General features: G+C 55.9%; 22 protein-coding genes and 2 pseudogenes. 11 read left to right on the top strand and 13 right to left on the bottom strand.

The window, feature by feature from the left end:
* Positions 1–59 precede the first annotated feature (59 nt).
* The gene (rraA, locus tag ACMWLG_RS18750) at positions 60–545 is read left to right on the top strand and encodes a ribonuclease E activity regulator RraA (protein ID WP_045404243.1); all 486 of its coding nucleotides are present in this window, start codon (positions 60–62) and stop codon (positions 543–545) included.
* 83 nt (positions 546–628) lie between these two features.
* Here the strand turns inward: rraA and zapB are convergent, their stop codons facing one another.
* Positions 629–868 carry a septal ring assembly protein ZapB gene (zapB, locus tag ACMWLG_RS18745; RefSeq protein ID WP_010436935.1) on the bottom strand — a complete coding sequence of 80 codons (240 nt, stop codon included), beginning with the start codon at positions 866–868 and terminating at the stop codon, positions 629–631.
* A 399-nt stretch (positions 869–1,267) separates the two neighbouring features.
* On the opposite strand from zapB, the gene ACMWLG_RS18740 reads away from it, so the two are divergent.
* The 4 genes and pseudogenes from ACMWLG_RS18740 to fpr all read left to right on the top strand — a co-directional run bounded on the left by ACMWLG_RS18740 (position 1,268) and on the right by fpr (position 5,612).
* Positions 1,268–2,113, top strand: a complete 846-nt coding sequence (locus tag ACMWLG_RS18740) for an MIP/aquaporin family protein (protein ID WP_014885705.1) — start codon at positions 1,268–1,270, stop codon at positions 2,111–2,113.
* A 21-nt stretch (positions 2,114–2,134) separates the two neighbouring features.
* Positions 2,135–3,643, top strand: a pseudogene (gene glpK / locus ACMWLG_RS18735) (glycerol kinase GlpK).
* A 115-nt stretch (positions 3,644–3,758) separates the two neighbouring features.
* On the top strand, positions 3,759–4,769 hold the full coding sequence (gene glpX, locus ACMWLG_RS18730; RefSeq protein WP_045404242.1) for a class II fructose-bisphosphatase: 1,011 nt from the start codon (positions 3,759–3,761) through the stop codon (positions 4,767–4,769).
* Positions 4,770–4,865: 96 nt separating this feature from the next.
* Positions 4,866–5,612, top strand: coding sequence for a ferredoxin--NADP(+) reductase (gene fpr, locus ACMWLG_RS18725; protein ID WP_045355538.1), 747 nt, complete (start codon positions 4,866–4,868; stop codon positions 5,610–5,612).
* Here the strand turns inward: fpr and ACMWLG_RS18720 are convergent, their stop codons facing one another.
* Positions 5,613–6,032 (bottom strand): DUF805 domain-containing protein, encoded by a 420-nt coding sequence (locus tag ACMWLG_RS18720; protein ID WP_045404241.1) that lies wholly within the window; start codon positions 6,030–6,032, stop codon positions 5,613–5,615.
* 112 nt (positions 6,033–6,144) lie between these two features.
* Here ACMWLG_RS18720 and ACMWLG_RS18715 point away from each other — a divergent pair, with 112 nt between their 5' ends.
* Together ACMWLG_RS18715 and tpiA are read left to right on the top strand one after the other, a co-directional pair.
* Positions 6,145–6,741: a DUF1454 family protein gene (locus ACMWLG_RS18715; protein WP_023309692.1), complete on the top strand. Its 597-nt coding sequence runs from the start codon at positions 6,145–6,147 to the stop codon at positions 6,739–6,741.
* Between the two features lie 111 nt (positions 6,742–6,852).
* On the top strand, positions 6,853–7,620 hold the full coding sequence (gene tpiA / locus ACMWLG_RS18710) for a triose-phosphate isomerase (RefSeq protein ID WP_014172206.1): 768 nt from the start codon (positions 6,853–6,855) through the stop codon (positions 7,618–7,620).
* 81 nt (positions 7,621–7,701) lie between these two features.
* Here tpiA and ACMWLG_RS18705 read toward each other — a convergent pair whose 3' ends face one another.
* The 6 genes and pseudogenes from ACMWLG_RS18705 to cpxP form a co-directional block, all read right to left on the bottom strand.
* Entirely contained in the window at positions 7,702–9,006 is a 1,305-nt protein-coding gene (locus tag ACMWLG_RS18705; protein ID WP_045404240.1) for an SLC13 family permease, read from the bottom strand.
* A gap of 73 nt (positions 9,007–9,079) precedes the next feature.
* Positions 9,080–9,823 carry a CDP-diacylglycerol diphosphatase gene (locus ACMWLG_RS18700; protein ID WP_045404239.1) on the bottom strand — a complete coding sequence of 248 codons (744 nt, stop codon included), beginning with the start codon at positions 9,821–9,823 and terminating at the stop codon, positions 9,080–9,082.
* Between the two features lie 107 nt (positions 9,824–9,930).
* The gene (locus ACMWLG_RS18695; protein WP_023309695.1) at positions 9,931–10,920 is read right to left on the bottom strand and encodes a sulfate ABC transporter substrate-binding protein; all 990 of its coding nucleotides are present in this window, start codon (positions 10,918–10,920) and stop codon (positions 9,931–9,933) included.
* Between the two features lie 209 nt (positions 10,921–11,129).
* The gene (gene pfkA / locus ACMWLG_RS18690) at positions 11,130–12,092 is read right to left on the bottom strand and encodes a 6-phosphofructokinase (RefSeq protein WP_023309696.1); all 963 of its coding nucleotides are present in this window, start codon (positions 12,090–12,092) and stop codon (positions 11,130–11,132) included.
* A 174-nt stretch (positions 12,093–12,266) separates the two neighbouring features.
* The gene (fieF, locus tag ACMWLG_RS18685) at positions 12,267–13,160 is read right to left on the bottom strand and encodes a CDF family cation-efflux transporter FieF (RefSeq protein ID WP_023309697.1); all 894 of its coding nucleotides are present in this window, start codon (positions 13,158–13,160) and stop codon (positions 12,267–12,269) included.
* Positions 13,161–13,312: 152 nt separating this feature from the next.
* Positions 13,313–13,819 (bottom strand): annotated as a pseudogene (gene cpxP, locus ACMWLG_RS18680) (cell-envelope stress modulator CpxP).
* A gap of 150 nt (positions 13,820–13,969) precedes the next feature.
* On the opposite strand from cpxP, the gene cpxR reads away from it, so the two are divergent.
* The gene (gene cpxR / locus ACMWLG_RS18675; RefSeq protein ID WP_006179159.1) at positions 13,970–14,668 is read left to right on the top strand and encodes an envelope stress response regulator transcription factor CpxR; all 699 of its coding nucleotides are present in this window, start codon (positions 13,970–13,972) and stop codon (positions 14,666–14,668) included.
* Positions 14,665–16,038 carry an envelope stress sensor histidine kinase CpxA gene (gene cpxA, locus ACMWLG_RS18670; RefSeq protein ID WP_023309731.1) on the top strand — a complete coding sequence of 458 codons (1,374 nt, stop codon included), beginning with the start codon at positions 14,665–14,667 and terminating at the stop codon, positions 16,036–16,038. Before cpxR ends, cpxA begins: the two co-directional genes overlap by 4 nt.
* A 102-nt stretch (positions 16,039–16,140) precedes the next feature.
* Here cpxA and yiiM read toward each other — a convergent pair whose 3' ends face one another.
* The 3 genes from yiiM to ACMWLG_RS18655 form a co-directional block, all read right to left on the bottom strand.
* The gene (yiiM, locus tag ACMWLG_RS18665) at positions 16,141–16,815 is read right to left on the bottom strand and encodes a 6-hydroxyaminopurine reductase (protein WP_023309732.1); all 675 of its coding nucleotides are present in this window, start codon (positions 16,813–16,815) and stop codon (positions 16,141–16,143) included.
* A gap of 194 nt (positions 16,816–17,009) precedes the next feature.
* Entirely contained in the window at positions 17,010–17,630 is a 621-nt protein-coding gene (sodA, locus tag ACMWLG_RS18660; RefSeq protein ID WP_004203668.1) for a superoxide dismutase [Mn], read from the bottom strand.
* A gap of 203 nt (positions 17,631–17,833) precedes the next feature.
* On the bottom strand, positions 17,834–18,382 hold the full coding sequence (locus ACMWLG_RS18655; RefSeq protein ID WP_045404238.1) for a helix-turn-helix domain-containing protein: 549 nt from the start codon (positions 18,380–18,382) through the stop codon (positions 17,834–17,836).
* Positions 18,383–18,484: 102 nt separating this feature from the next.
* Between ACMWLG_RS18655 and ACMWLG_RS18650 the strand changes: the two genes are divergently transcribed.
* Together ACMWLG_RS18650 and ACMWLG_RS18645 are read left to right on the top strand one after the other, a co-directional pair.
* Positions 18,485–19,144 carry an AzlC family ABC transporter permease gene (locus ACMWLG_RS18650; RefSeq protein WP_045404237.1) on the top strand — a complete coding sequence of 220 codons (660 nt, stop codon included), beginning with the start codon at positions 18,485–18,487 and terminating at the stop codon, positions 19,142–19,144.
* Positions 19,144–19,467: an AzlD domain-containing protein gene (locus ACMWLG_RS18645; protein ID WP_045404236.1), complete on the top strand. Its 324-nt coding sequence runs from the start codon at positions 19,144–19,146 to the stop codon at positions 19,465–19,467. The genes ACMWLG_RS18650 and ACMWLG_RS18645 overlap by 1 nt, the downstream gene beginning before the upstream one ends.
* 39 nt (positions 19,468–19,506) lie before the next feature.
* On the opposite strand, the gene ACMWLG_RS18640 is transcribed toward ACMWLG_RS18645, so the two are convergent.
* Entirely contained in the window at positions 19,507–19,719 is a 213-nt protein-coding gene (locus ACMWLG_RS18640; RefSeq protein ID WP_023309747.1) for a DUF1471 domain-containing protein, read from the bottom strand.
* 114 nt (positions 19,720–19,833) lie between these two features.
* Complete coding sequence (gene fdhD / locus ACMWLG_RS18635; protein ID WP_045404235.1) at positions 19,834–20,670, bottom strand: formate dehydrogenase accessory sulfurtransferase FdhD; 837 nt, start codon at positions 20,668–20,670, stop codon at positions 19,834–19,836.
* Positions 20,671–20,940 lie beyond the last annotated feature (270 nt).

Below are 20,940 nucleotides of genomic sequence, written 5' to 3'. Positions count from 1 at the left end.
CCAACAATGCATTTCGCACGATATACTGATCACATTCGCAGCAACTGAGCGTTAAACCTATGAAATACGATACCTCCGAGCTTTGTGACATCTACCAGGAAGATGTCAACGTCGTTGAACCGCTGTTCTCCAACTTTGGTGGGAGGTCGTCGTTTGGCGGTCAAATCGTCACGGTGAAATGTTTCGAGGACAACGGGTTGCTGTACGATCTGCTCGAACAGAATGGCCGCGGCCGCGTTCTTGTGGTCGACGGCGGCGGTTCCGTGCGCCGTGCATTAATTGATGCTGAACTGGCCGGCATTGCCGTTCAGAATGAGTGGGAAGGCCTTGTGGTGTACGGTTCCGTGCGTCAGGTGGACGATCTGGAAGACATGGATATCGGGATTCAGGCCATCGCGGCCATACCGGTAGGGGCGGCAGGTGATGGAATCGGCGAAAGCGACGTGCGCGTCAATTTCGGCGGCGTGACCTTCTTCTCCGGGGATCATCTCTACGCCGATAATACCGGCATTATCCTTTCCGAAGATCCGCTGGATATCGAGTAGTAAAAAGTCAGCGAGAACCATAAAAAAGCCGGGTGGAGGCGACGCCTTACCCGGCTTATTTCATCTGTATTTCCCGAGAGAAATTAGACTTCTTCCATACGTCCCAGCAGCGCCTGCAGGCGATCCTGCCAGCCGTTCTGCTGTTCGCGCAGCTGGTTGTTTTCGCGCTCCAGTTCTTCGCGGCCGTGCTGAGCGTTCTGAACTTCCTGCGCCAGGCTGTTGTTCTTTTCTTTCAGCTCTTCAATTTCCATCTGCAGCAGGGTGATGGTGTCAATCGCCTGCTGTACTTTCGATTCCAGTTTCTCAAACACTTCTAAAGACATGATGCTACCTCTCCTGAATTGCAAGGCGACGCTTTAACATAAACGCGCACGACATATACCGTCGATTGTATGGAGCGCGGCGCTCTGTGTCCAGCGACACACCGCGCAGATCGAGGTTTGCAACACTTTTAGCCCTGGTCCTGGTGTGTTCGCGTCATATACCCCTAAATTGTTAACTGATTCGTTAATGAAATGATTCAGCTCACATTCCTATACTGATGCAAAAATGTGCTTTATGGCGCGAAAACGCTCATTTTATTGACACAGACCACACATTTTGATTTCGATATTTCTCGTTTTTGCTCGTTAACGATAAATTAACACTATGTCTACAGGGCATCGTGGCTGTCACGGGCGGCCATGCTAACAATAAACATCAATTTCTTCAGGATTCCGATTATGAGTCAGACATCAACCTTAAAAGGCCAGTGCATTGCCGAGTTCCTTGGTACCGGGTTGTTGATATTCTTCGGAGTGGGCTGTGTTGCTGCACTGAAAGTGGCGGGTGCCAGTTTTGGTCAGTGGGAAATCAGTATCATCTGGGGTCTGGGCGTGGCGATGGCCATCTACCTGACTGCAGGGGTTTCTGGTGCACATCTTAACCCGGCGGTGACAATCGCACTGTGGCTGTTCGCGTGCTTTGACGGACGCAAAGTTGTTCCTTTCATTCTTTCTCAGTTTGCCGGCGCGTTTTGCGCAGCGGCGTTAGTTTACGGGCTTTATTACAATCTTTTCATCGACTTCGAACAGACGCATCATATGGTACGCGGCAGCGTCGAAAGTCTGGATCTGGCAGGCATCTTCTCAACCTACCCTAACCCGCATATCAATTTTGTGCAGGCTTTCGCAGTTGAAATGGTGATTACCGCTATTCTGATGGGCGTTATCCTGGCGCTGACCGACGACGGAAACGGCATTCCGCGCGGCCCGCTGGCCCCCCTGCTGATTGGTTTGCTGATTGCGGTGATTGGCGCATCCATGGGCCCGCTGACCGGCTTCGCGATGAACCCGGCACGTGATATCGGACCAAAAGCCTTCGCCTTTATCGCCGGCTGGGGCGACGTCGCCTTCACCGGTGGCAAAGACATTCCTTACTTCCTGGTACCGCTGTTTGCGCCGGTTGTCGGGGCTGCGCTGGGTGCGTTTAGCTACCGCAAATTAATTGGTCGCCACTTACCGTGCGACACCTGTGTGGAAGAGGAGAAGGAAACGACTTCTACCGCACAACAAAAAGCTTCGCTGTAATCTGACTACGGGACACATACCATGACCGAAAAAAAATATATCGTTGCGCTCGACTAGGGCACTACCAGCTCCCGCGCTGTCGTAATGGATCATGACGCGAACATCGTCAGCGTGTCACAGCGCGAATTTGAGCAAATTTATCCTCGTCCAGGCTGGGTAGAACACGACCCGATGGAGATTTGGGCGTCACAAAGCTCCACGCTGGTCGAAGTGCTGGCGAAAGCCGATATCAGTTCCGACGAGATTGCCGCGATTGGTATTACCAACCAGCGTGAAACGACGATTGTCTGGGAACGTGAAACCGGTAAGCCCATTTACAACGCTATCGTCTGGCAGTGCCGCCGTACATCCGAGATCTGCGAACAGCTGAAGCGCGACGGTATGGAAGAGTACGTGCGCAGCGCCACCGGTCTGGTGGTTGACCCGTACTTCTCCGGCACCAAAGTGAAATGGATCCTCGACCACGTAGAAGGTTCACGCGAGCGTGCTAAACGCGGCGAGCTGCTGTTCGGTACCGTCGATACCTGGCTTATATGGAAGATGACCCAGGGACGCGTGCACGTCACCGACTACACCAACGCCTCGCGTACCATGCTGTTCAACATCAACACTCTGGAGTGGGATGACAAGATGCTGGACGCGCTGGACATTCCGCGCGCGATGCTGCCTGAAGTGCGTAAGTCTTCAGAAGTGTACGGTCAGACCAACATCGGCGGTAAAGGCGGCACCCGTATTCCTATCGCCGGTATCGCCGGTGACCAGCAGGCGGCGCTGTTCGGCCAGCTGTGCGTCAAGGAAGGGATGGCGAAGAACACCTACGGCACCGGCTGCTTTATGCTGATGAACACCGGCGAGAAAGCGGTGAAATCAGAAAACGGCCTGCTGACCACCATCGCCTGCGGCCCGCGCGGCGAAGTGAACTATGCGCTGGAAGGTGCGGTATTCATGGCCGGTGCGTCTATCCAGTGGCTGCGCGACGAGATGAAGCTGATCAGCGATGCGTTCGACTCCGAGTACTTCGCGACCAAAGTGAAAGACACCAACGGCGTGTACGTGGTGCCTGCGTTCACCGGTCTGGGTGCACCGTATTGGGACCCGTATGCACGCGGCGCAATTTTCGGGCTGACGCGCGGTGTGAACTCTAACCACATTATTCGCGCTACCCTGGAATCCATCGCCTACCAGACGCGCGACGTGCTGGAAGCGATGCAGGCTGACTCCGGTATTCGTCTGCACGCCCTGCGCGTGGACGGCGGTGCGGTAGCGAATAACTTCCTGATGCAGTTCCAGTCCGACATTCTGGGCACCCGCGTTGAGCGCCCTGAAGTGCGTGAAGTCACGGCGCTGGGCGCGGCGTACCTTGCCGGTCTGGCGGTAGGCTTCTGGCAGAACCTGGACGAGCTGCAGGAAAAAGCGGTTATCGAACGCGAATTCCGTCCGGGCATCGAAACCACCGAGCGTAACTTCCGCTACAGCGGCTGGAAGAAAGCGGTGAAACGCGCCCTGGCGTGGGAAGAACACGAGGAGTAAGACAAACTTACCCCTCACCCTAACCCTCTCCCCAAAGGGGAGAGGGGACTTAAAACTCCCCTCCCCCACTCTGTGATAAACTTCGTGCAATTCCTTTTGATTGCACGAGTACCTCATGAAACGTGAACTTGCTATCGAGTTTTCCCGCGTCACCGAAGCGGCCGCCCTTGCAGGCTATAAGTGGCTGGGTCGTGGCGATAAAAATACCGCAGACGGTGCAGCCGTCCATGCCATGCGCATTGTACTTAACCAGGTCAACATCGACGGCACCATCGTGATCGGCGAAGGCGAGATCGACGAAGCGCCAATGCTCTATATTGGTGAAAAAGTCGGTACCGGCAAAGGCGATGCCGTGGATATCGCCGTCGACCCGATCGAAGGTACCCGCATGACCGCAATGGGTCAGGCCAACGCCCTGGCGGTGCTGGCCGTGGGCGATAAGGGCTGCTTCCTTAACGCGCCGGATATGTACATGGAAAAGCTGATTGTCGGCCCTGGCGCGAAAGGCGCAATCGACCTTAGCCTGCCGCTGGAAGAGAACCTGCACAACGTCGCCAAAGCCCTGGGCAAACCTCTTAGCGAACTCACCGTGACGATTCTGGCGAAACCGCGCCACGACGCCACCATCGCGCAGATGCAAAAGCTCGGCGTGCGCGTGTTTGCCATTCCGGACGGTGACGTTGCCGCCTCGATCCTGACCTGCATGCCGGACAGCGAAGTAGACGTGCTGTACGGCATCGGCGGCGCGCCGGAAGGTGTGGTCTCTGCGGCAGTGATCCGCGCGCTCGATGGCGATATGCAGGCCCGTCTGCTGCCCCGCCACGAGGTGAAAGGCGACAGCGAAGAGAACCGCCGTATCGGAGAAAACGAGCTGGCGCGCTGCGAAGCGATGGGCATCGAGGCCAATAAAGTGCTTGAGCTGGACGAGATGGCCCGTAGCGATAACGTGGTCTTCTCGGCGACTGGCATCACCAAAGGCGATCTGCTGGACGGCATCACCCGCAAGGGCAATATGGCGACCACCGAAACGCTGCTGATCCGCGGTAAATCACGCACCATTCGTCGCATCCAGTCTATCCACTATCTCGACCGCAAAGACCCGGACGTACAGACGCACATTCTGTAAAACCGTTTGATCGATAGAGCTTTCCGGCCCTGACGGGCTGGAAATTGTCACCACAAGTACGGAAGATAGAACAGAGAAACAGCACAGGAGAAGATCATGGCGGACTGGGTAACAGGTAAAGTCACAAAGGTACAGTTCTGGACCGATGCGCTATTTAGTCTCACCGTACATGCTCCCGTTCACCCGTTTAAAGCCGGGCAATTTGCGAAGCTGGGGCTGGACGTCGACGGCGAGCGCGTGCAGCGCGCCTACTCTTACGTTAACGCGCCTGATAACCCGGATCTCGAGTTCTATCTGGTCACCGTTCCTGACGGTAAGCTCAGCCCGCGCCTTGCCGCCCTAAAGCCCGGCGACGACGTGCAAATTGTGAGTGAAGCGGCAGGCTTCTTTGTGCTCGAAGAGATCCCCGACTGCGACACGCTCTGGATGCTGGCAACGGGTACGGCCATCGGCCCTTATCTCTCTATTTTGCAGTACGGCAAAGACCTGGAGCGCTTTAAAAACATCGTGCTGGTTCACGCTGCGCGCTACGCCGCAGACCTGAGCTATTTGCCGCAGATGCAGGCGCTTGAACAGCAGTACGGCGGGAAGTTAAAGATTCAGACGGTGGTCAGCCGCGAAACCGTAGCAGGAGCGCTTACCGGCCGCGTGCCGGCGTTAATTGAGAGTGGAGCCCTGGAAGACGCGGTGGGTTTGCCGCTGAACGCTGAGACCAGCCACGTCATGCTGTGCGGCAACCCGCAGATGGTGCGGGACACGCAGCAGCTTCTGAAGGATACCCGGCAGATGACGAAACATCTTCGCCGCCGACCGGGCCATATGACCGCCGAACACTACTGGTGATCAGCGGTATTTCACCTCAAGGGTGTCTTTACCGTATTTGTTTTCGCTCTGGGTGCCAATAAACGCGCCCAGATCGACAATCATCATCACGAAGATGACCGACGGCAGCAGCCTGCCCACGACCCACGGCAGGATGGACGGCAGCATCGCCCAGTTCCCCGCCACCAGCATCCACGCCAGAATAATCAGAAATGCCCACGCGCCGGAACGTCCGCGATCGTGCAGCCGTTTTACGACAACCGCCGCCGTTGGCCATAGCAGGCAGACCAGCGCGAAGGCCGCCGTTTGCGTGCTCAGCCAGGCATTGTAAGCAACGAAAAACAGAAGCAGCATGGCGATAACCCACGTCACCATCCAGATCCAGAAATCACGGCGTCCAATACGCCCTTTGAATGAAAACAGCCACTGCTGTATGGTCATGTAAGGTTCCTTATTATCGTATAGCGCGCATTTTACCCTGGAGTTGTGACCTTTTGACAAGCCGACCAGATATCGTTTTAATCATGAGCACTTACGGCCAGGGGCAATGTTGATGAAAAGTTCGGCACGTTCTCTTTTCCTGTGTTTAGCGCTGCTCAGCGCGGGTTATCCCCTGCACGCCGCCGAAACCACAGCCCCGACCACAGCACCCTATCTGCTGGCGGGCGCGCCGTCGTTCGATCAGTCCATCAGCCAGTTCCGTGAAACCTTCAATCAGACCAATCCCACGCTGCCGCTGGATGAGTTTCGTGCCATTGATGGCTCCCGCGATACCCCTACACTGACTCGTGCGGCAAGCAAGATAAATGAGAATTTGTATGCTTCCACGGCGCTGGAGCGCGGTACGTTAAAAATCAAAAGCATGCAAATCACCTGGCTGCCGATACAGGGGCCAGAGCAGAAAGCCGCTAAGGCGAAAGCGCTGGAGTACATGAGCGCGGTACTGCAGGCCTTTACCCCTGCGCTGACGAAAAAACAAAGTCAGCAAAAGCTGCAAAAACTCCTTACCGCCGGGAAAAACAAGCGTTACTACGCTGATACCGAAGGCGCGATCCGCTATGTTGTGGCGGACAACGGCGAAAAAGGACTGACCTTCGCTGTTGAACCGATTAAGCTGGCACTATCTGACACCCTCGGCGGGGCGAATTAATGACAAAAAGCAAAGCCTTTCGAGGGAAAATCTCTATACTGATTCACAGACCATGCTGCCCGACAGGGTGGCCATATTCCTTAATTCGCTTATTTAGCGTGGAGAATTGAAATGCGACATCCTTTAGTGATGGGTAACTGGAAACTGAACGGCAGCCGCCACATGGTAAACGAGCTGGTTGCGAACCTGCGTAAAGAGCTGGCTGGCGTGACGGGCTGCGCGGTTGCTATCGCTCCGCCGGATATGTACCTGGATCTGGCTAAACACGCCGCTGACGGCAGCCACATCATTCTGGGCGCGCAGAACGTTGACGTTAACCTGTCTGGCGCGTTCACCGGTGAAACCTCCGCTGAAATGCTGAAAGATATCGGCGCAAAATACATCATCATCGGCCACTCCGAGCGTCGCACCTATCACAAAGAATCCGATGAGTTCATCGCGAAGAAATTCGCCGTGCTGAAAGAGCAGGGTCTGATCCCGGTTCTGTGCATCGGTGAAACCGAAGCGGAAAACGAAGCGGGCAAAACCGAAGAAGTATGTGCACGTCAGATCGACGCAGTGCTGAAAACCCAGGGCGCGGCAGCGTTCGAAGGCGCGGTAATCGCTTACGAGCCAGTCTGGGCGATCGGTACCGGCAAATCTGCAACCCCTGCGCAGGCTCAGGCGGTTCACAAATTCATTCGTGACCACATTGCTAAAGCCGACGCGAAGGTCGCTGAGCAAGTGATTATTCAGTACGGCGGTTCCGTAAACGCTTCCAACGCTGCTGAGCTGTTCACCCAGCCAGACATCGATGGCGCACTGGTTGGCGGTGCATCCCTGAAAGCTGACGCTTTCGCGGTGATCGTTAAAGCGGCAGAAGCGGCTAAACAGGCGTAATTGCCTTTGTGGCGGGTGGCGCTTCGCTAACCCGCCCTACGGTTTTGTAGGCCCGGTAAGCGTCAGCGCCACCGGGCTTTTTTACAGCCGTCCCAGCAGGCTAAACCACAGATAATCCAGCGGCAGCAGCACCAGATACGTTGCAATAGCCAGCGCCAGACAAAGCATCATCCCCGCCCTGGCAGGCACCTTTCCTAGCCCCATCGCCACCACGATCGGCGACGCCTGATACGGCAGCAGCGGCGTGGAATAGCCCAGCACCTGAATCATGATCACCGACAGCAGCGGGAAACCGGTCGCGTCCGAGAAGCTCTGCGCCAGCGTGGTGTAAAGCGCCGGCACGCCGTTGGCGGTCATAATGAAGTTGAGCGCCGTGGTAATACCGGTCAGCGCCAGGAAGCTGGTGAACGGTCTGTCTGCATCCAGCGGCATAATGCGGAGCAACGCCTCGCCCACCGCCGTTCCGATACCGGTTTGCGTCACGACGATCGCCAGCCCCAGAATACCGGCAACGTAGATACAGGTGCGCATATTCACCCCCGCAGAAAACTCTTCCCCGGTAATGAAACCAATGCGCGGCAGCATAACGATGATCGACGCCGCCAGCCCCGTCCACGCGGGCCCCACGCCGTGCCAGCTCTCCGTAACCCACATCCCCAGCACCACCGCCAGCAGCCAGGCAAGACGCTTTTCGTCCCGCCCCATAGGCTCAGACGGCGCCTGTTCTTTCGGCGGTTTTGGGCTGCCGGGAAATAGCCAGCTGATGAGGCCAATCAGAATCAGGCCTTTGAGAATGCCCAGCACCGGCGTGTGCAGCAGCAGATAAGGGACATAGTTCAGATGGATGCCGTACGAACCTTCCGCCGCACCGCTCATCACCAGGTTAGGGACGTTAGCAGGCAGGATCGTCGCCGAAAGCTGGAAAGTCCCGAACCCCACCGCCAGCGCCAGCCCGAACCAGGCGCGGGAGCCGTCGGCGATACCGGCGCGTTTTGCCATCGCCGCGACAATCGGCATCAGCAGCGCAATACGTCCCATGTTCGACGGCATCACAAACGCCAGCGCGTAGCTCAGCAGCACCACGCTCGCCACCATCAACACCCAGGAGTCGGTGAGCTTTGCCGACAGCGCCCGGGCGGCCCTGTCCGCCAGTCCGGTTTTACGGATCGCCACGCCAAGCACAAAGCCGCTGAATACCAGCCAGAAAGCCGACGAGGCAAAACCGCCGAAGATGACCTCCGGCGGGGCGATTCTGGCGGTCATCGCCGCCGTGAAGAACAGCAGCGCGGTGATAAATTCCGGCAATAGCGACGTCGCCCACAGCACGATGGTGACGCCAACGATCAGTGAGGGCAGCAGCAGAGGATACGTTAACCAGAGCGACATACCTGTCTCCTGTAGAATTTTTCAGCAAGTCTACGGTGACAGGCAGCCCGAGTAAACGCGATTTATGGTGGGGTTACTTCAGGATAGCGCATTGATGATCCTGCAATTCCTCCGCAGACGCGCGGTTAAGCGTGAGCAGGTTACGCTCGGTCGCCAGCAAAACAAAAGAGCCATCCGACTGCTGCGCCATTGCCAGCGCGAAACGCCCCATATGCTCGCGCGCTTCCGGCAGCTCTTCCGCCAGCATCATAAACGGGCTGCGCTGGACCAGCTCATTCTCCGTCACCCGACGCGCAAGATACTCATGGCCTTCGAGCCCGCCCGGGAACGGCAGCCACTGGGTGCTGATTTCTCCCTGCGCCGCGTTGAGCTTCTCGCGCACGTCCGGGCGCAGGCAGGAGATATGAATATGAAAATGGTTCTGCGTGCGGCCAGTCGGCGAGTTAATCGTCAGCGAAATGGCGCTATCAGGCACCTCGGATCCACGCTTCAGGGTCATAAAGCTGCGCGACTGCCACGCCAGCCAGAAAAAGTTCGGCGTATGAGCGTCGGTCAGCAGCGGGCTCTCGGTACCTTTGATGCGATATGTTGGCATCAGCAGGTATTGCAGCGGCCCGTTGCGATCTTTAAATACCACATAGCCTGCATCCGTTTTCACCTGCGCACAGGGTGCCGGGTTACGGTTCTGGATCTGATTCGGCACACACTGGTCGAGAACGATATGGCGCAACGCATTCGGATTACCCGCTTTCATCCAGTACACGCCGCCAGCGGCAAGGGCGATGACAATAAGGATCAATAAGATAATTTTTTTCACAACGCGTTCCCTGTTTTCAATAGAGGCAAAAGAGTAACGCAAAATGATGACCAAATAAAAAACCCGGCGGATTTCTCACGCCGGGTCACCGTGTCACAGGCTAATGGTTAGCGCTGGCTAATTTGGTCGAAGGTACCGCCATTGGAGAAGTGCTCTTTCTGCGCTTTCGTCCAGCCGCCGAACACATCGTCAATAGTGAATAGCTTCAGTTTAGGGAACTCCCCTTCGTATTTCTTGGCGACCGCCGCATCGCGTGGACGATAGAAGTTTTTCGCCGCAATTTCCTGGCCTTCTGGCGAGTACAGATACTTCAGGTAGGCTTCCGCCACCGCTTTGGTATCTTTCTTCTCAACCACTTTATCGACCACGGAAACGGTCGGCTCAGCCAGAATCGATTCGCTCGGGGTCACGATCTCGAATTTGTCTTTACCCAGCTCGTGGGTCGCCAGCAGAGCTTCGTTTTCCCAGGCAATCAGCACGTCGCCAATCCCGCGCTCAACGAAGGTGTTGGTGGCGCCACGCGCGCCGGAGTCCAGCACCTCAACGTTTTTATACAGCGCTTTCACGAATTCCTGCGCTTTGGCCTGGTCGCCATTATTGTGATGCAGTGCATATCCCCACGCGCCGAGGTAGTTCCAGCGAGCGCCGCCGGAGCTTTTCGGGTTCGGGGTAATGACAGAAACGCCCGGTTTGATCAGGTCGTTCCAGTCTTTAATTTGTTTCGGGTTTCCTTTACGCACCAGGAAGACGATGGTCGAGGTGTAGGGTGCGGAGTTATCCGGCAGGCGTTTGATCCAGTTTTTGTCGATGCGGCCGCGCTCGGCAATCGCATCAACATCGTAGGCCAGCGCCAGGGTTACCACGTCGGCTTCGATACCGTTTATCACGGACGTCGCCTGCTTGCCGGAGCCGCCATGCGACTGGCGAACCACCACATTATCGCCGGTTTCCTGTTTCCAGTGCGCCGCAAACGCCTTGTTGTATTGCTCGTACAGTTCACGCGTCGGGTCGTATGACACGTTCAGTAACTGGATATCCTTAGCCAGAACGCTGGTCGATGCCAGCAATAATGTTAAACCCACGCCCCATTTATTCATCGCCCAGCTCTCTTGTGTAGTGTTTTGATGAATGCAGCGTGCCAGAAAGCGAATCGAGGAATAAAGAATAAAAAAAGATTGGCTATAACGTAGTGGAATAAAAAAGCGTGCTCGCATAAAAAAGCCGGGTGGCGGCTACGCCTTACCCGGCCTACGAGTCGTGCCTTTGTAGGCCCGGTAAGCGCAGCGCCACCGGGCAACAGAGCCGATCAGTACAGTTTTTTCGCGCAGTCCAGCCAGTCACCTTTGAACGGACGCTTCATGTTTTCAATCGCGTCGATGATGTCGTGGTGAACCAGTTTTTCGTTCTGAATACCGACGCAGCGGCCGCCGTGCCCCTGCAGCAGCAGATCGATCGCGTACGCGCCCATACGGGACGCCAGAATACGGTCGTAAGGGCCTGGGGAGCCGCCGCGCTGGATGTGACCCAGTACGGTCGCGCGGGTTTCGCGTTTGGTTTCGGCTTCGATGTACTTCGCCAGCTCGTCAACGTCACAGATGTGCTCGGTGATAGCCACGATCGCGTGTTTTTTACCTTTCGCGATGCCCGCTTTGATTTCAGCCACCAGATCTTCACGGCTAAATTCGACTTCTGGCACGACGATAAATTCACAACCGCCCGCAATGGCTGCCGCCAGCGTCAGGTCGCCGCAGTAACGGCCCATCACTTCAACGATAGAGATACGCTGGTGAGAAGAAGAGGTGTCACGCAGACGGTCAATCGCTTCAACAACGGTACCCAGCGCAGTAAAGAAGCCGATAGTGTAGTCAGTACCTTTGATGTCGTTGTCGATGGTGCCCGGCAGACCGATGCACGGGAAGCCCATTTCGGTCAGACGTTTTGCACCCATGTAGGAGCCATCACCACCGATAACCACCAGGGCGTCCAGGCCGCGTTTCTTCATGTTTTCGATAGCCACTTCACGAACGTGTTCATCACGGAATTCCGGGAAGCGCGCGGAACCGAGGAAAGTACCGCCACGGTTGATCATGTCAGACACGCTGTAACGGTCGAGCTGAACCATACGATCTTCATACAGGCCCAGATAACCGTCATAAACGCCAAAAACTTCCAGGCCTTCCGTCAGCGCTGCACGGACAACACCACGAATTGCCGCGTTCATGCCCGGCGCATCACCGCCGCTTGTCAACACACCGATTTTCTTAATCATGACTACCTCTGAACTTAGGAATGCAAAATTGAAATCTGTTGCCGGAAGAAACTTATCGACCAACGAATACTGCAAATAGTATATCAATCCCTTCCAGCTGAATTGATTCAGGTCAGACCAAACGGCGGTAATTTATACACAAAATGCTGGCCTGGCTCACTTTTTTACAACGAATTACGAAAGCCCAACATGACCGGGTACAACCGAGCAGGGATCCTGGTGAATGATGACGTCTGAACCAGGAAAACGCTGCAAAATCGCCTGCTCGACCTGCTCAGCAATAACGTGAGCCTGAACCAGTGGCAGGTTGTCTTCCATTTCAATATGAATCTGAATAAAGCGGGTCGGCCCTGACTGCCGCGTTCGAAGATCGTGTGCACCGCTGACGCCGGGCCAGGAGGTCACGATAGAAAAAATTTCATTACGTTCTGAGTCCGGGAGGGCGCGGTCAAGCAGCGATTGCACCGCTTCATACCCCATCCGCAGGGCGCTATATAAAATATAGATACCAATCCCTAACGCAAATAACGCATCGGCGCGATGCCAGCCATACCAGGCCAGACCGAGCGCAATAAGAATAGCCCCATTCATCATAACATCAGATTGATAATGAAGCATATCCGCCCGTACGGCCTGACTTTGCGTTTTGCGAACAACCCAACGCTGGAACGTTACCAGAACAAGTGTGCATATAAGCGCAACGATCGTCACAACTACGCCCACGCCGGGATCGTTCATCGGTGTCGGCGAGACGAGATGCTGAATGCCGGTGAGAAACAGGAACAGCGCAGAACCGGATATAAACATACTTTGCGCCAGCGCGGCCAGCGACTCCGCTTTGCCGTGCCCAAACGTGTGCTCTTCATCCGCTGGCTGCAGCGAGTAACGCACGACCAGCAGGTTGGTCAACGAGGCGGCAATGTCCATCAGCGAGTCCACCAGCGCCGCCAGAATACTGACCGAGCCGGTGTACCACCAGGCAAAGATTTTAATCAGCAAAAGGCTGGAGGCCATGACGGTCGCCGCAATGGCGGCCCGGCTTACCAGTCTTCCATAGGATTGATTCATAAACGCTCCTGTCATGTCATGCCGCTATTATAACGGAAGCATGGGGAGTCTAAGGATGAATAAACGGTTAACAGGGCGGATGCGGGGCAAAAAAAACCCCCACATCATGTGGGGGAAGACAGGGATGGTGTCTATGGCAAGGAAAACAGGGTTTACTGGTTACTACGGGTACTGCTATTGCTACTGAAAAACGACGTTTCTGAGCTTCGCTGCATCCGTGCAACCTCACGCAGCTGGTCCATTCACTGCTGATGTTTAGTGTTCAAAACCGCTTGCTGCTCGGGCGTTAGCAGATGGAACATCTGGTTGCGGACCTTCGCCATCTCTACCTGGCGGGCAACCTGTTCCTGTGCCATTTTTTCGGCCTGAGCGCGTACAGCGCTTTCGTCAAAATTTTCTGCGGTGACAAGGCGATGCATTGTCTCCATTTCGCTAACATTAACAGGGGGCTGGTCGTGTCGTGCCCTCTGCATCAGATCTCGCATCTGTTGACGCTGATGTTCGGTTAAACTTATGCCGTCAAACATATGGCTTTGGCTGCTGTTCTGCGTTGCACCCTCTTGTAAGGGACTGTTATCGCTGATGATAGCTTCAGCAGCCTGGCTAAACGCACTGAACGCCAGCGTTGAGGCCATGACGGCAGCGGTAACTTTGCGCATCACTTGCTCCCAAAATCTTTCGTGTCGCGATTCAACGAGAGACAGTCTACGATTCAGGCTGCAAACATGCGTCAGGGGGTGTAAAACAACGTAAAGTCATGGATTAGATAGCCTTGATGTCGTAATTTCTGCCTCGGAGGTATTTAAACAATGAATAAAATCCTGTTAGTTGATGATGACCGAGAGCTCACATCCCTTTTAAAGGAGTTGCTCGACATGGAAGGTTTCAACGTCCTGGTTGCCCATGATGGCGAGCAGGCGCTGAGTCTCCTTGACGACAGCATCGATTTACTTTTGCTCGACGTGATGATGCCGAAGAAAAACGGTATTGATACGTTGAAAGAGCTTCGCCAGACACACCAGACTCCCGTAATCATGCTGACCGCACGCGGCAGCGAACTTGACCGCGTACTCGGCCTTGAGCTGGGCGCGGATGACTATTTACCGAAGCCGTTTAACGACCGTGAACTGGTTGCCCGTATTCGCGCTATCCTGCGCCGTTCGCACTGGAGCGAGCAGCAGCAAAATACCGACAACAGCTCACCCACCCTTGAAGTCGATTCCCTGAGCCTGAACCCGGGCCGTCAGGAAGCAAGCTTTGATGGCCAGACGCTGGAACTGACCGGCACGGAGTTCACCCTGCTGTATCTGCTGGCGCAGCACCTCGGCCAGGTGGTTTCGCGTGAACATCTAAGCCAGGAAGTGCTGGGCAAACGCCTCACCCCGTTTGACCGCGCCATCGACATGCACATCTCTAACCTGCGCCGTAAGCTGCCGGAGCGTAAAGACGGTCACCCATGGTTTAAAACACTGCGTGGTCGCGGTTATCTGATGGTTTCTGCTTCATGATAGGAAGCTTAACCGCCCGCATCTTCGCCATCTTCTGGCTGACGCTGGCACTGGTTTTAATGCTCGTACTGATGTTGCCAAAACTCGACTCACGCCAGATGACGGAGCTTCTCGACAGCGAGCAACGTCAGGGCGTGATGATCGAGCAGCACGTGGAAGCCGAGCTGGCAAACGATCCGCCGAACGATTTAATGTGGTGGCGCAGGCTGTTTCGCGCTATCGACAAGTGGGCGCCGCCCGGACAACGCCTGCTGCTGGTAACCAGTGAAGGCCGCGTGATTGGGGCCGATCGCAATGAAATGCAGATTATCCGCAACTTCATTGGCCAGGCGGATAACGCCGATCATCCCCAGAAGAAGAAATATGGCCGCGTAGAGATGGTGGGGCCTTTCTCCGTCAGGGACGGAGAGGATAATTATCAGCTCTACCTGATCCGTCCGGCGAGTAACTCCCAGTCTGATTTTATTAACCTGCTGTTTGACCGCCCTCTCCTGCTGCTGATTGTCACCATGCTGGTCAGCTCGCCGCTGCTGTTATGGCTGGCGTGGAGCCTGGCAAAACCGGCGCGTAAGCTGAAGAATGCCGCCGATGAGGTGGCGCAGGGTAACCTGCGACAGCACCCTGAACTGGAAGCAGGTCCGCAAGAGTTCCTTGCCGCCGGAACCAGTTTTAACCAGATGGTGAGCGCGCTCGACCGCATGATGACCGCACAGCAGCGTCTGCTGTCGGATATCTCGCACGAGCTGCGTACCCCGCTTACGCGCTTGCAGCTTGGCACCGCGCTGCTGCGCCGCCGCAGCGGTGAGAGCAAAGAGCTGGAGCGTATTGAAACAGAAGCGCACCGCCTGGACAGCATGATCAACGACCTGCTGGTCATGTCGCGCAATCAGCAGAAAAACGCGCTGGTCAGCGAAACGGTGAAGGCGAATCACCTCTGGCACGAGGTGCTGGACAACGCGGCGTTCGAAGCGGAACAGATGGGTAAATCCTTCACCGTCAACTTCCCGCCGGGCCCGTGGCCGCTGTACGGTAACCCCAACACGCTGGAAAGCGCGCTGGAGAACATCGTGCGTAACGCCCTGCGCTACTCGCATACGAAGATTGAGGTGGCGTTCTCGGTGGATAAAGACGGGATCACCGTCATTGTCGATGACGACGGTCCCGGCGTCAGCCCGGAAGACCGCGAGCAGATTTTCCGTCCGTTCTATCGTACCGATGAGGCGCGCGACCGGGAGTCAGGTGGTACGGGACTGGGTCTGGCGATTGTTGAAACCGCTATGCAGCAGCACCGCGGCTGGGTGAAAGCCGATGACAGTCCGCTGGGTGGACTACGGTTAACGCTGTGGCTACCGTTGTATAAGCGTTCTTAGTTTTCCTCTCATCCTACCCCTCTCCCCGTAGGGGAGAGGTGACTGCTCAGTGAGGTTTTTTCACCCTCGCCCCTTTGGGGAGAGGGCCGGGGTGAGGGGCAGTTATTTCCCCCACAATCTCCGCGAATTATCTTCGATCTTGCTGCTTAAACGCCGCTTCTGCATCGTTCTCGTCCAGCTGGTCGATAGCCCCGCCGCCGACAGCAGGCGGTGATACTGTTCGTCGTCAAACGGCATATGCCAGGCAATGGCGCAGGCGTCATAAACAGACACATCGCTCAGGCGCGACGCCAGTTCAAGCGGGGCGTCCGCTGAAATCTGCCCAGCCAGCACCACGCGATACAGCCAGCCGGTTTTACCCGCTTTTTGCAGCTGGGCCGACATATCCTGAATACCGAAGTGGTAGTTGAGCTTGAAGCACGGCGAGCGCGGCTGCGTCACCTGAATCAGGGCATCGCCCCAGCGGTAGATATCACCGATAAACACGTTCTTTTCGGTGAGCCCTTCGGTGGAGAGATTCTCGCCAAACGCGGGGGCGACGAAAAGGTCCGCCTGCTCGGGGAATTCGGTTTTCCAGTGCTGATAGTGTTCACGCGGGTAGTGGCACAGCGCGCGATCGGGCCCACCGTGGATTTTCTTTTCGGCCTGCTCGTCACCCGCAAGCCCGAGGTCGGTTAACGTCAGCTCACCGTCGACCTGAATTTTGGCGATGGCACTCGGGCGGCTGCCGTCGTACTCCCTTACCTTGCCTGTAAATACATTCACCGGATAATGCATCGCTGCTCCTTTTATGCCCTAAATAATTCGAGTTGCAGGAAGGCGGCAAGAGAGTGAATCCCCAGGAGCTTACTCAGGTAAGTGACTGGGGTGAGCGAACGCAGCCAACGCACCTGCAACTTGAAGTATGACGGGTATACAGATACAAAAAAAGCGAGTCATAAGACTCGCTTCTCACAGGCGTCAATGCAACCTTATTTTTTAGCGGCGAAACGCGCTGCTGCTTCGTCCCAGTTCACCACGTCCCAGAACGCTTTGATGTAGTCCGGGCGACGGTTCTGGAATTTCAGGTAGTAAGCGTGTTCCCACACGTCCAGGCCCAGGATTGGGAAGCCGGATGCGCCAGAGATTGCTTCACCCATCAGCGGGGAGTCCTGGTTAGCAGTAGACACTACCGCCAGCTTGTCGCCTTTCAGAACCAGCCACGCCCAGCCAGAGCCGAAACGGGTTGCAGCGGCTTTTTCGAATTCCGCTTTGAAGTTGTCAACGGAGCCGAAGTCGCGCTCGATAGCCGCTTTCAGGTCGCCCTGCAGGGTGGTACCGGTCTTCAGGCCTTTCCAGAACAGGCTGTGGTTAGCGTGGCCGCCAGCGTTGTTACGCAGAACGGTTTTCTTGTCCGCTGGCAGCTGGTCCAGCTTGGTGATCAGCTCTTCAGCAGACAGGTTAGCGAACTCTGGCAGGCTTTCCAGCGCGGCGTTCGCGTTGTTCACATAGGTCTGGTGGTGTTTAGTGTGATGGATTTCCATCGTCTGCTTGTCGAAATGCGGTTCCAGTGCGTCGTAGGCATACGGCAGGGATGGCAGTGTATAACTCATAATCCTCTCCATTATTGTCGGGCGGCACAGCTGTTAATGCCGCGTAAGCAGTTGGTTCATTATAGTTAATTAAATGATATTGAAAATGATTATCAATGCCGTAGTTTTTATAAGGTTATTCGCATTCTGACAAAAGCCAAAATGGGTAATTCACTCAGGAGGTTAACGGAAGATGCTGCCGCAATGATGGCAGCATTGTCGGGTTAGTTTTGTTCCGCCACCAGCAGCGCATACGTGTCTGGCTCCAGGGCCTTAAAGATATGCGGCCGATCGGCCGGGTAGCAGATGTAATCCCCTGCGCCGAGCTCTTCCGGCGCGTCAAGCAGGCCGACCAGCGCCCGCCCCTGCGTCACAATAATATGCTCAACCGAGCCCGGCGGATGCGGCTGGGAAATACGGTCTGCGCCCGGTTGGGTCATCAGAAGATAGACATCGCGGCGCGCGCCCGGAGGGCATGCCGCCAGCAAAATGGCTTCATAATTAGCCTGTCCGGCAACCACTTTCGTCCCTTCACCACGGCGGATCACCTGCGTGGTCGGCAACTGCGGCTCCAGCAGGCGGGCGAAAGGAATATCCAGCGCCACGCACAGCGACCACAGCGTTTCCAGGCTAGGGTTGCCGTTACCGGACTCGAGCTGGGAAAGGGTGGATTTAGCGATCCCGGCACGGCGGGCAATTTCCGCCAGTGAAAGCCCGGTTCGCAGGCGTTCCCGCACCAGACTTTTTGCGATCAGGCTGATTGGCTGCGTCATATAACGGCCTCTTGTTCTATAAAACGAACGAATCGTTCGTCTTGAAAATCAGTTTCGTTGCGTTCATTATAATGGATACACGTTCGATATGGCTAAAATTGTATGAAGCATCATCTCTCTTGCCTGAAAGGCGACACCATAAAAGCAATCATCCTGGTCTGCCTCGCGGTCGGCGTGGTCGGGATGTCATACGGCTCCCTGGCGATGGCCTACGGTTTCCCGGTCTGGGTACCGTTTGTACTCTCCATCACCGTACTCGCGGGCGCGTCAGAGTTTATGTTTATCGGCATCGTGGCAAGCGGCGGTAACCCGCTGGCGGCCGCAGCCGCGGGGTTGCTGGTCAACGCGCGGCACGTGCCGTTTGGCGTGACGGTGCGTGAGCTGGTCGGCAAACGTGGTCTGAGCCTGTTGGGCTGCCACATCATGAATGACGAAAGCGTGGTGTTTGGCCTCTCTCAAAAAACGCCCGAACAGCGCAAAGCGGCGTACTGGCTCTGCGGCTTAGGCGTGGCGATTATCTGGCCGCTGGGGGCCCTGCTGGGCGCCATGGTCGGCAAGCTGCTGCCGGACCCGGAGACCATCGGGCTGGATGCGGTATTCCCTGCGATACTGCTGGCGCTGGTGGTACCCGCGTTTAAAAACCGCACCACGCTGATCCGCGCCTGCAGCGGAGCCGCGCTGTCACTGGCCGCCGTGCCGTTTGCCCCGGTGGGATTACCGGTGCTGCTCTCTTTACTGGGTCTTGCTGCGAGGAAAAAATAATGGGAAATATGACGATTTTTATTCTCGGCATCGCCATTTTGTCTGCGGGAACGTATCTGCTGCGTCTTGGCGGGGCAAAACTGGGCAGCAGGCTGGCATTGTCAGAACGTTCACAGGCGCTGCTGTCAGATGCGGCAACGGTATTGCTGTTTTCCGTGGCGCTGGCGACCACGTTTTATGAAAGTGACCACTTTGCCGGAATGGCGCGCGTGCTGGGCGTGGCGTTTGCGGTATTTCTGGCCTGGCGAAAGATGCCGTTAATTGTGGTGATCGTGGCGGCGGCAGTGGTAACCGCGCTGCTGCGCGTGGCGGGCATAAACTAAAAAAGCGCCCCGGGGGCGCTCTTTCGACGGTGTGACAGCTTATTTAGTCAGTTCAGCAGTCATGTGTACGCGGTTACCTGAGAACGCCTGGGTAATTTTGTAAGATGACGCGCCGGCTTCCTGAGCCTGAGCCGCGATTTTCGCTTCTGCGCCGTCAATGGTTGACGCGGTTGCGGTCACGGTCTGTGCAGCGAAAGAACCGAAAGAAGTAGCCAGAGCGATTACAGCGACAAAAGTTTTGATGCTTTTCATAATATAAACCCTTTCATTAAGTTGTTTAGGTAAGGCACCGTGCCTTGATGAGATAAATACTAGACCTCATCATGAACAACTAAAAGCGGAAGGATTTGCTATTATCATTCAAAATTATTGATCAACTATTAATCGCTGAGGATGGGTATAAACGGTCGCCCTTCCCGGCTTGCAGAAGCCCACCAGCGTCAGGTTGCAGCGCTCCGCCACCTCCACTGCCAGCGTGGTCGCCGCCGATACCGCAAACAGAATTTCCACACCGCACATCGCGGATTTTTGCACCATCTCATAGCTGGCGCGGCTGGAAACGAGTGCCGCCCCCTGCTTCCACACGTCACTTTCACGCGCCCGGCGACCGAGCAGCTTGTCCAGCGCCACGTGGCGGCCAACGTCCTCGTTTCCCCCGGCAATATCTCCCGACGGCAACACCCATGCCGCCGCGTGCGTGCAGCCGCTCAGCTGGCCGACGGGCTGTACATCATTCAGGTGCTCGAGCGCATGGTCGAGGTGCGCCAGATTAAAGGTCTGAGTAAACGGCAGTGGCGCTACGGGTTTGCCAATATCGTTGAGCTGCTCAACGCCACACACGCCGCAGCCGGTACGCCCGGCCAGCGCGCGGCGGCGCTCTTTCAGCCCCATAAAGCGGCGGCTGGAGAGTTCGATTTGCACTTCAAGGCCGTTGCAAGCCTGCACCACGTCCATGCCGTAGATCTCCTGCGGATGGTCAATGATGCCTTCCGAGAGGGAAAAACCGATGGCGAACAGCTCGAGATCTTTCGGCGAAGCCATCATCACCACATGGGAGATACCGTTGTAAACGAGCGCAACGGGCACCTCTTCCGCCAGATAATCGGGCGAGGCATGGGTAATGTGGGGCGGTCTGTGTACCGACAGTTCCACAATACCCGCAGGCAGTGGCGACAAGTGGGGAGCACGGTTTTGTTTAGACACAGCGGTATTCCTGAACAACCACGGAGGTGAGCCTGCTATTGCATCACAAACAACAGGGCTTACGCATAGTATGGATCAACTTTTCGACAACCATTCTCCTACTCATTTAGCAGGGGTGCAACCTGCCACCCGCTACACCGCTTTAACATGCAGAGCTGTTAATGTGATCAATATCACACTTTATAATCAACATGGTGATAATACGTTCACTTTGTATTAACGCCATTAGAACAGCGGTACCGACAATGTGGTATTCTGATGATATCCCTC

It is taken from the genome of Enterobacter sp. 01-M-02-SI-ECC (assembly GCF_047530595.1).
Lineage (GTDB): Bacteria > Pseudomonadota > Gammaproteobacteria > Enterobacterales > Enterobacteriaceae > Enterobacter > Enterobacter cloacae_M.
The sequence above is the reverse complement of the archived record's forward strand: the minus strand, read 5'-3'. Positions and strand labels throughout refer to the sequence as shown.

Excerpts from the sequence above, each read along its gene's own strand:
- rraA (WP_045404243.1), top strand. The coding sequence starts at position 60 with ATGAAATACGATACCTCCGAGCTTTGTGACATCTACCAGGAAGATGTC.
- zapB (WP_010436935.1), bottom strand. The coding sequence starts at position 868 with ATGTCTTTAGAAGTGTTTGAGAAACTGGAATCGAAAGTACAGCAGGCG.
- ACMWLG_RS18740 (WP_014885705.1), top strand. The coding sequence starts at position 1,268 with ATGAGTCAGACATCAACCTTAAAAGGCCAGTGCATTGCCGAGTTCCTT.
- glpX (WP_045404242.1), top strand. The coding sequence starts at position 3,759 with ATGAAACGTGAACTTGCTATCGAGTTTTCCCGCGTCACCGAAGCGGCC.
- fpr (WP_045355538.1), top strand. The coding sequence starts at position 4,866 with ATGGCGGACTGGGTAACAGGTAAAGTCACAAAGGTACAGTTCTGGACC.
- ACMWLG_RS18720 (WP_045404241.1), bottom strand. The coding sequence starts at position 6,032 with ATGACCATACAGCAGTGGCTGTTTTCATTCAAAGGGCGTATTGGACGC.
- ACMWLG_RS18715 (WP_023309692.1), top strand. The coding sequence starts at position 6,145 with ATGAAAAGTTCGGCACGTTCTCTTTTCCTGTGTTTAGCGCTGCTCAGC.
- tpiA (WP_014172206.1), top strand. The coding sequence starts at position 6,853 with ATGCGACATCCTTTAGTGATGGGTAACTGGAAACTGAACGGCAGCCGC.
- ACMWLG_RS18705 (WP_045404240.1), bottom strand. The coding sequence starts at position 9,006 with ATGTCGCTCTGGTTAACGTATCCTCTGCTGCTGCCCTCACTGATCGTT.
- ACMWLG_RS18695 (WP_023309695.1), bottom strand. The coding sequence starts at position 10,920 with ATGAATAAATGGGGCGTGGGTTTAACATTATTGCTGGCATCGACCAGC.
- pfkA (WP_023309696.1), bottom strand. The coding sequence starts at position 12,092 with ATGATTAAGAAAATCGGTGTGTTGACAAGCGGCGGTGATGCGCCGGGC.
- fieF (WP_023309697.1), bottom strand. The coding sequence starts at position 13,160 with ATGAATCAATCCTATGGAAGACTGGTAAGCCGGGCCGCCATTGCGGCG.
- cpxR (WP_006179159.1), top strand. The coding sequence starts at position 13,970 with ATGAATAAAATCCTGTTAGTTGATGATGACCGAGAGCTCACATCCCTT.
- cpxA (WP_023309731.1), top strand. The coding sequence starts at position 14,665 with ATGATAGGAAGCTTAACCGCCCGCATCTTCGCCATCTTCTGGCTGACG.
- yiiM (WP_023309732.1), bottom strand. The coding sequence starts at position 16,815 with ATGCATTATCCGGTGAATGTATTTACAGGCAAGGTAAGGGAGTACGAC.
- sodA (WP_004203668.1), bottom strand. The coding sequence starts at position 17,630 with ATGAGTTATACACTGCCATCCCTGCCGTATGCCTACGACGCACTGGAA.
- ACMWLG_RS18655 (WP_045404238.1), bottom strand. The coding sequence starts at position 18,382 with ATGACGCAGCCAATCAGCCTGATCGCAAAAAGTCTGGTGCGGGAACGC.
- ACMWLG_RS18650 (WP_045404237.1), top strand. The coding sequence starts at position 18,485 with ATGAAGCATCATCTCTCTTGCCTGAAAGGCGACACCATAAAAGCAATC.
- ACMWLG_RS18645 (WP_045404236.1), top strand. The coding sequence starts at position 19,144 with ATGGGAAATATGACGATTTTTATTCTCGGCATCGCCATTTTGTCTGCG.
- ACMWLG_RS18640 (WP_023309747.1), bottom strand. The coding sequence starts at position 19,719 with ATGAAAAGCATCAAAACTTTTGTCGCTGTAATCGCTCTGGCTACTTCT.